Here is a 7903-nt window from a genome sequence, read left to right on the forward strand (position 1 = left end):
CCCCCCAGGAGAGTCCGACGGTGACCGCCACGATCGCGACGAGGCCGACGGGGGAAATGGTGGGCTCGGGCGATTTCGTCAGCGCGATGCTCATGCCGATCAGCGGCGGGATCGTCGCCAGCAGACCGAACACGAGCGCCGAGAAGACCACGATCCTGGCCTCGCCGTTCGTCATCGCGCGGACCTGGTCCCGGCTGGCGCCGATGAGTTGCAGCATGGCGAACTCGCGGACCCGCGCCGCCGTCGACATCACCAGGGTGTTCACCACGGCGATGGCGATGTAGCCCAGCAGCAGGGTCTGGAACAGGAGGTTGAGCGCCCAGTCGCCCGAACCGCCCGAGCCTCCGGCCCCGGGTGCGTCCAGGAACGCCTCCCGGTCGCTCACCTGTACCGTCGGATAGCGCTCGACGGCCTTGCGCAGCGCGTCGGTGACGGCCTCGGGGCCGGCCCCGGGCGCGGACCTGATCAGCACCGCCGAGTCGGTCCGCGCGGTGGTGTGCGCGACGACGAAGTCGTTGGCCAGGGTGACGTCCCCGAAACCCAGGCCGTTCTCGTAGATCGCCACCACCCTTGGCTTGATCACCGTGCCGTCGCCGAGCCGCAGGTCGACCGTCTCGCCGCGCTTCGTCCTGACGGTCTCCGCGACGACCCGGCTCAGTGCCACCGTCGCCCCGCCCCGCAGTGCCGCGATGTCGCCCTCGATCACCTTGAGGTCCATGGTCTCGGAGAGCCGCTGGGGCGCGACGCCCTGGGCGTCGAAGACCTTGGTCGCGGTGGAGTCCTCGGACGGGAACGTCAGCAGCACCTGCATCCGCGCCACCGGTGTCGCCAGGGCAACCCCGGGCACGCCGCGCACGGCGTCCACGACCTCGGGCGACACTCCGGCGCCCGACGACGCGGTCAGTACGTGGTCGGCCCGCAGGCCGTCCCAGAGCTGGTCCTCCGACGCCGCGATCGACGTGGAGGCGCCGAACACCTGCACGGCGGCCAGGGTCACGCCCATGGCCAGCGGTGTGGCGGCCGAACTGAGCCGCCGCGAGTTGGCCCGCGCGTTGGCCTGGGCGAGGAAGCCGTAGGCCTTGTCCTGCCGGTTCAGGAGCGGTCCGGCCAGCAGGATGGCGCCTCTGAGCAGCACGGGTCCCAGACAGCCGACCGCCACGACGAACAGCAGGACCGCGCTCGCCGCGGTGTCGGCGGCCGAGTCGCCCGGCACCACCAGCGGATTGCCCAGGGTCAGCAGCAGCCCGAGCGGGATGAGCAGGACGCCGATGGCCAGCCGGACCCAGCCGAGCTTCTTGGGCTCGATCGCGGCGTCCCCGAGCGCCTCGACCGGGCTGGTCTTCGCCACCCGGCGCGCCACCAGCCAGCCGCCGAGCCGGGCGCTGGTCATGCACAGCACCAGCGAGGCGAGTACGGGCAGGATCCCCACGCTCATCTGGAAGTCCGCGGGCATCGCGCCCGCCAGGATGAACACGCCGCGCATCAGGAACGCGAGCAGGATGCCGGGGATCGCGCCGGCCAGTGCGCCCGCCAACGACACCAGGGTCATCTCGGCGCCGATCATCCAGTGGATCTGTTTGGGCGTCGCGCCGATGGCGCGCAGCAGGGCCAGTTCGCGCCTGCGCTGCTGCACCGACAGCGCGAGGGTGCTCACCACCACGAACACCACGATCAGCACCATGGTGCCGCCGAACGACGCCGACGACTCGACCACCAGGCTGCGGGCGTCGCCCACGTCCAGGAACTCCACGTCGCCGCGTTCCGCGCCGGTGTGGGGCGTCAGGCCCGGCACGGCGGCCGTGATCTTCTCGGCCAGTTGCTCGGGGGCGATGCCCGGCGCGGCGAGCACACCGATCGCGTCCACCCGGTCGGGACGGCCGGTCAGTTCGGTCGCCCGGGCGTCGGTGAAGAACAGCGCGGACTGCCGGTCAAGACCGTCCCCCGGCGGGGCCACGGTGCCCACCACGCGGTAGGGAGACCCGATCGAGCCGGCCACGAGCCGCACCGTCGAGCCGGGCGAGACGCCGGCGCGCGCGGCGAGGTCGGCGTCGAGCACGACTTCGTCGGGCTTGGCGGGCGCGCGGCCCTCGCGCACGGTGAACGGCCCGAGCGCCGCGGCGGACCAGCCGTGCCCGAACACCGGGAAGCCGTCCGGGCTGCCCACCGCTTCGCCGTCCGAAGTCAGCACGCTGACCTCGATGTTGACGTCGCCGACGGCGGATCTGACACCGGGCACCTTGGCGACGGCGGCGACCTTGTCGGCGGGCAGTGTGACGCGCTCGCTGTAGCGGACCTCGGCGGTCTCGTCCAGCCAGAAGGACTGCTCCCCGCCGAGGACCACGGCCGCGCCCGAGTAGCGCTCGGGGGTCACGCCGGTGCCGAGCCCGGACACCAGCAGGATCCCGCAGGCGGTGATCACCGCGGAGCCCGCGGCGATCGCGACGAACGAGCCGACGAAACCGCCCTTGCGCCCCTTGATCGTGCTCCACGCCAGCGACAGGTCCCTGCGGTACGGCACTACGAGGCGGATGAGCCGCCGGATGCGGCGGATCACCACTCGCCCAGGTGCGTCATGCGGGACGCGACCTGCTCCGAAGTGGGCCGGGCCAGTTCGCCCGCGAGTCTGCCGTCGGCCAGGAACACGACGGAGTCGGCGTACGAGGCGGCGACCGGGTCGTGGGTGACCATCAGCACCGTCTGTCCCATGGTGTCCACGACGTCTCGCAGCAGCTCCAGCACCTGCTTGCTGGAACGGGAGTCCAGGGCGCCGGTCGGCTCGTCCGCGACCACCGCGTCCGGGCGGGTGATCAGCGCGCGGGCGATCGCGACCCGCTGCTGCTGACCGCCGGAGAGTTCGCTCGGCCGCCGTTTGAAGTGTTCGCCGAGGCCGACCGCGGTGAGGACCTGGCGCAGGAACGCCTGGTCGGTCTTGCGGTCCGCCAGCCGCAGCGGCAGCGTGACGTTCTCCTCGACCGTCAGCGAGCCCAGCAGGTTGTAGGCCTGGAAGACGAAGCCGATCCGCTCGCGTCGCACCTCGGTGAGCTCGACCTGGTTGAGACGCGACAGTTCGACGTCGCCCAGCCAGACGGAACCCGAGGTCGGCTGGTCCAAACCGGCCGCGCAGTTAAGAAAGGTGCTCTTTCCGGAACCGGAAGGTCCCATTACGGCAGTGAAGGTGCCGCGACACAGTTCGATGCTCACGGCATCCAGCGCTTGCACCGGGCTCTTGGCCGAGCCGTACACTTTTGACACGGAGTCTAAGCGGATCGACCAGTCGGCCGGTGTAACGCGCCTCTCAGAATGTTTCATGCGGGGCAGACTACCGAGCCCACGCCGCACCCCGCCACGCTTCCCGCGATCAAGGCAGCAATCAGAATCACCTTGAGCGGATCATCGCGAATTCACGCATACGGGTCACGGCATTCTTCGGGAATTCACGGTGACATGATCCATGATTAGGAAAGCCGTTCGATCACCGTTGTCCGAAATAACCCTTCCGCCTCAATGTGCGGGTCAAGGGATAACGCGGGATTCACCGCCCGGACGAAATTCCCGGGATTCACCGAGGCCGGGGCCCTCTTCTTTCGGGCCCCGGCCCTGCGGTGCAACGACCTTGATCAGCGGAACGCGAACCCGAGCAGGTCGAGTCCCGGCGCGGTGGTAATGGGTTCAGGAACCAAGTTGTCCTTGTGGACGAACCGCCTCAGGTATCCGGCACCTTCCGTGCCGCCCGACCCCTTCACCCCCGGCAGGTAGCGGCGGCCGAATCCGTAGTGCCTGCCGCGCCAGGTCAGGAGCGTGCGTTCGACCAGGGCGAGCGCCTCGGTCAGCTCCGGGTCGTCCGCCTCGCTCACCGCGTCGCGCAGTGGCCGCACCGACCGCAGCGGTGGCACGGTCAGCTCGTGCAGGTGCCCGAACTTCGAGTACGCCTCGACCTTGCGCGCGTCGTACCCGTACATCACCAGTTCCATCATGTGGTAGTTCAGCGACTGGACGGCGCTGGCCTCCCCGGTGGCGTCCCGGAACGACAGGAACAGGTCGGGGGTGAGCGTCTGCAGCACGTGGAAGATGTGGTTGGGCAGTTCCGCGTAGTGGACCAGTTGCGCCATCAGCGCGTGCGCCTGGCCGTCGCCGCGCCCGATCGCCGTCCTCGCCTTCACCGTGAAGTAGCGGATCAGGTAGAAGGCCAGTTCGCAGGCCTGCACCGCACGCAGGAAGAGGTGCTCGTGGTGGTCGTCCGAGACGCGGAAGCCGGAGCAGCGGGTCAGCACGAGCGCCTGCCAGCGCGCCAGGCCGTCGTCGCGCGCCCGGTCGATGATCCCGGCCGCCGTCGCGCTGCCGCCGGTCTCCACCGGAAGCTGCCTGACCTGCTCGCGCAGCACGTCCAGCCTGCGTAACCGCTCCTCGGTGTGGTCGGCCTCGGTCAGCAGCGGAGCCGCGCGCCGCTCGACCGCGTCCAGGTCGGCCAGCGTCGCCTCCAGGGCCAGCACCGCGCCGGCCACGGGCTCGGTCGGGTACAGGTCGAGGAACCACGAGTGCACGTGCAGGTTGGAGTAGCGGTAGTACTCGGGGATGGGTTCCCGGCTGAACGACCGGGTGAGCAGCCGCATCACCTCGCTCGCGGCTCGCTGCTCGGCGTAGGCCTCTTCGTAGAGCTTGGCCAGCAGGGAACGCTCTTCCGCGCTCAGTGCCTGGCGGCCCGCCCGCTCTTGAAGCTGTGCGATCTCGTCGCATCGTCCCTGAAATTGCAAGGACGCCGGTGCGGTTTTCATTTGTCCTCCAGCGATGCGCTCAGGACCACGGGCCGCTCCCGGCCCGCGGCACGACGTTTCATCTCTTGAGACCGATGACCAGCTGCTTGTCCTGCGTGGACCGGTGCACCTCGCAGTCGACGAACCCGGCGCTCTCCAGCAGGCCGATGAACTCCGCCGAGGTCCGGTGCCTGCCCTTGGCCTCGACATGCATCGACAGGTTCATCACCGCGGTGGGCAGCGGCCCTCGGCGGTCGTCGTCGAACAGCCGGTCCATGACCAGGACCCGGCCGCCGGGGGCGATCGCGCGGTACGCCTTGCGCAGCAGCTCCAGGCCGATCTCGTCGGTCCAGCCGGAGAGGATGTAGCCGAACGCGACGCAGTCGGTCGACGGGAACTCGTCGCGGTGGAAGTCGCCCGCGGCGAAGTCGAGCCTGCCCTCCAGGCCGTACCGCTCGACGGTTTCGGCGACGTACGGAGCGACCTCGGGCAGCTCGTACACCGTGGCGCGCAGGCCGGGGGTGGCCTCCAGGGCGGCCACGCAGAACGGTCCGCTCGCGCCGCCGACGTCCACCAGGTGCCGGACCCCGGACAGCCCGGCCATGGGCACCAGCTCGCGGGAGACGTCGTAGGTGAGCTGCCACATGGCCGCCAGGAACTCCTCGGTGAGCTTCGGAGTCCCGTACATGACGTCGAACGGAGCGGGCAGGGCGGCGTCCACGGCCGACTTGCCGGCCGTCAGATAGCCGTCGAGCTGCGGCAGCCGGTCGAGGGTGCTGTTCATGACGTGGCTGAGGAAGCCGCCGACGGAGCGTGCGCTCCTGGGGTCGAGGAAGGGCGCCATCTCCGCAGAAATGCGGTACGCACCGTGCTCGTTCTGCTCGATGACGCCGAAGGAGTCGAGGAGGACCAGCAGCCGGTCGAGGGTCTCCTCATCCAGCCCGAGCCCGACGGCGATCTTGCTGGTGGGTGCCTCTTCGGCGATCAGGTACCCGAAAACACCGTGTTTGTCCGCCAAGTGAACCGCGGTTGTCGCATACACGCCGTAGACCGCTTTTTCCAACGCGCTGGGCAGCATCACTAGTCTCCACATCGTCTCCGCGGGCGGTCACACAGTCGTGGCATGAACCGGTTTGCGCCCGTTTTCCGAGTCGCAGAGGAGAGCGACGCGAAGTCGGTCGGGAACACTCGGCCACGGCTGGGAAGTACAGCCTTTTGATTTCCGCGAGATGAAGCTACGAGCGATCCACGAGCGCGCTCAAGGAAGTTGCCTTGTCGTTCAAGGAGCAGTGCGGGATTCCCGCGGACCGGCGTCGGCATACCACCCCTGCACGAAAACACCCGTCCCGCGGGAGGCTTTTTCCTGCTGCGGAAAACAGTGAGGCCGCGGGCCGGGCGGCGGAGTGCGCAGGTGGCGGTCGCGGGGAATCTTCCTGGTGTTCATCCGGGCGAAGACGTACGCGCCACGGGCCCTGTCCACGGGTAGCCGTACCTACTGATGGGTAGGACAGTGGGACCGGTGCGGTTCACCTGCTCCTCGGTCGCGTCTACCCCGGACTGCGTAAAAGTAATGAACTCTGCCGAGTCGAGCTGTCGCTTGTCAATACTTGAGCGACGTGATCATTGTTACGTTACCGCGATCCTCCCCGTCGCCACCGTCGCCTTATCGTTCTGCTCCGTAACGGTCACTGGGACCACTGGTGAGGGCCAGCTCGGACGGCCTGGGACGGGACCACTGTGTGGTATGTCTCAAGTCATTCCCCGCACACTTTCGACCGTCGGGCGCGTGCCGTAGCCCGACGGATCGTGATGGCGCGCCGAGGTACGGGCTTCACCAGCATTGATGTATGGGGGACGGCGATTTGAGGATTCACTTCACAGTTGACGATCTCGCGCAATTAAACATGATTTCTACATTAGGCCCGGTAGCCGAAAGCGCATTCGCGCTGGAGCAATTCGGCAGACAGGGCAGCGCCACCTTCCACGGCTGGCGCAAAAGCGTCCGGGAACAGCTCGGCCCCCGGGTCGCCGAGGTCGAGCAACTCGCCGACCGGTACAGCGCGCGCGAACTCCTGCCGCTGCTCAGGCTCCACTCGGGCGGCAGCTCCGACGTCGGGATCGACGAACGGACCCGCCAGCGGGTGCAGGCGACCATGTTCGAGTTCTGCCAGGTTGCCGTGTTGCCGCACTGGCGTCAGATGCGCGGCCACATGGCATCGGTGCGCGACGCCTGCGGCCGGATCGGCATCGCCAACGGCATGCACGCACTACTGGACAACCTCCACCCGAAGCTGAACTGGAAGCCCCCGGTCCTGGAGGTGGCAGGAGAGTCGGACCGCGACGTGTACCTCAACGGGCGGGGGCTGGTGCTCTGCCCGTCGCTGTTCATGGCCGGCAAGGCATGCGTCATCCTGGACGACGTCCAGGAGATCAAGGTCCCCATCCTGGTCTTCTCGGTCCCCGTGGACACGGCGACCGAGACCGAGTTCTGGGGTCACCGCGGGGGTGGCGAGCAGGCGCTGAGCGCCCTGGTCGGGCACACGCGCGCCGCCGCGCTCCAGACGCTCTCGGAGAGCTGCACCACGGGTGAGCTCTCGCAGCGGCTGAACATCTCGCTGGCCGGCGCCAGCAAGCACGCCACCGTTCTGCGCAAGGCAGGACTGGTCACGACGGCCCGCAAGCGCAACACGGCGCTGCACTCGCTGACGCCGCTCGGCGTGGCACTGCTGCGACAGCGGCGTTCGACCACGGCGTCGTGAACGCGACGCACGCCTGAGGCTCCCGGGCCCGCGAGCCCCGCACGATCCGAACGAGGGTCCCCGGCGTCGCCGGCGGCCGAACTCGCGGGCCGACCACACCCCACGAAGGGAAAGCGATGAGCACCAACCCTTTTGAGAACCCGGACGGCACCTACCTCGTGCTGGCCAACGACGAGGACCAGCACTCTCTTTGGCCCGCCTTCGCCGAGGTGCCCGCGGGCTGGACGGTCGTCCTGCCCGAGACCGACCGGCAGTCGGCGCTCGACCACGTCGAGGCGAACTGGACCGACATGCGGCCCAGGAGCCTCGCCGAGGCTATGGACCGGAGCTAGTCCCGGTCCTTCGAACTGCGGTCCCGCAGTGACCGCTTGATAACGCGAAGTGCCTTCGGGC

Annotated in this window: 6 protein-coding genes; 2 read left to right on the forward strand and 4 right to left on the reverse strand. The window is 68.8% G+C overall.

All coding sequences use genetic code 11. The features are described from left to right. The 4 genes from ACWGIG_RS34495 to ACWGIG_RS34510 all read right to left on the reverse strand — a co-directional run. Nucleotides 1-2554 (reverse strand): FtsX-like permease family protein (locus ACWGIG_RS34495; protein WP_453325642.1); only part of this gene is annotated, 2554 nt, incomplete at its 3' end. Next, nucleotides 2551-3309: an ABC transporter ATP-binding protein gene (locus ACWGIG_RS34500; RefSeq protein ID WP_453325643.1), complete on the reverse strand. Its 759-nt coding sequence runs from the start codon at nucleotides 3307-3309 to the stop codon at nucleotides 2551-2553. The genes ACWGIG_RS34500 and ACWGIG_RS34495, both read right to left, overlap by 4 nt. A gap of 308 nt (nucleotides 3310-3617) precedes the next feature. Continuing rightward, on the reverse strand, nucleotides 3618-4772 hold the full coding sequence (locus ACWGIG_RS34505; RefSeq protein ID WP_453325644.1) for a tryptophan 2,3-dioxygenase family protein: 1155 nt from the start codon (nucleotides 4770-4772) through the stop codon (nucleotides 3618-3620). A 58-nt stretch (nucleotides 4773-4830) separates the two neighbouring features. Beyond that, entirely contained in the window at nucleotides 4831-5769 is a 939-nt protein-coding gene (locus ACWGIG_RS34510) for a methyltransferase (protein WP_453325645.1), read from the reverse strand. An 886-nt stretch (nucleotides 5770-6655) separates the two neighbouring features. Between ACWGIG_RS34510 and ACWGIG_RS34515 the strand changes: the two genes are divergently transcribed. Next, nucleotides 6656-7510 (forward strand): ArsR/SmtB family transcription factor, encoded by an 855-nt coding sequence (locus ACWGIG_RS34515; RefSeq protein WP_453325646.1) that lies wholly within the window; start codon nucleotides 6656-6658, stop codon nucleotides 7508-7510. A 116-nt stretch (nucleotides 7511-7626) separates the two neighbouring features. After that, nucleotides 7627-7842, forward strand: a complete 216-nt coding sequence (locus ACWGIG_RS34520; RefSeq protein ID WP_453325647.1) for an MbtH family protein — start codon at nucleotides 7627-7629, stop codon at nucleotides 7840-7842. The last annotated feature ends 61 nt before the right edge of the window (nucleotides 7843-7903 follow it).

This window comes from Streptomyces sp. NPDC054863 (assembly GCF_053610825.1).

Bases quoted from the DNA above. Each gene is read 5' to 3' on its own strand.
- ACWGIG_RS34500 (WP_453325643.1), bottom strand. From the start codon at position 3,309: ATGAAACATTCTGAGAGGCGCGTTACACCGGCCGACTGGTCGATCCGC.
- ACWGIG_RS34505 (WP_453325644.1), bottom strand. From the start codon at position 4,772: ATGAAAACCGCACCGGCGTCCTTGCAATTTCAGGGACGATGCGACGAG.
- ACWGIG_RS34520 (WP_453325647.1), top strand. From the start codon at position 7,627: ATGAGCACCAACCCTTTTGAGAACCCGGACGGCACCTACCTCGTGCTG.
- ACWGIG_RS34515 (WP_453325646.1), top strand. From the start codon at position 6,656: ATGATTTCTACATTAGGCCCGGTAGCCGAAAGCGCATTCGCGCTGGAG.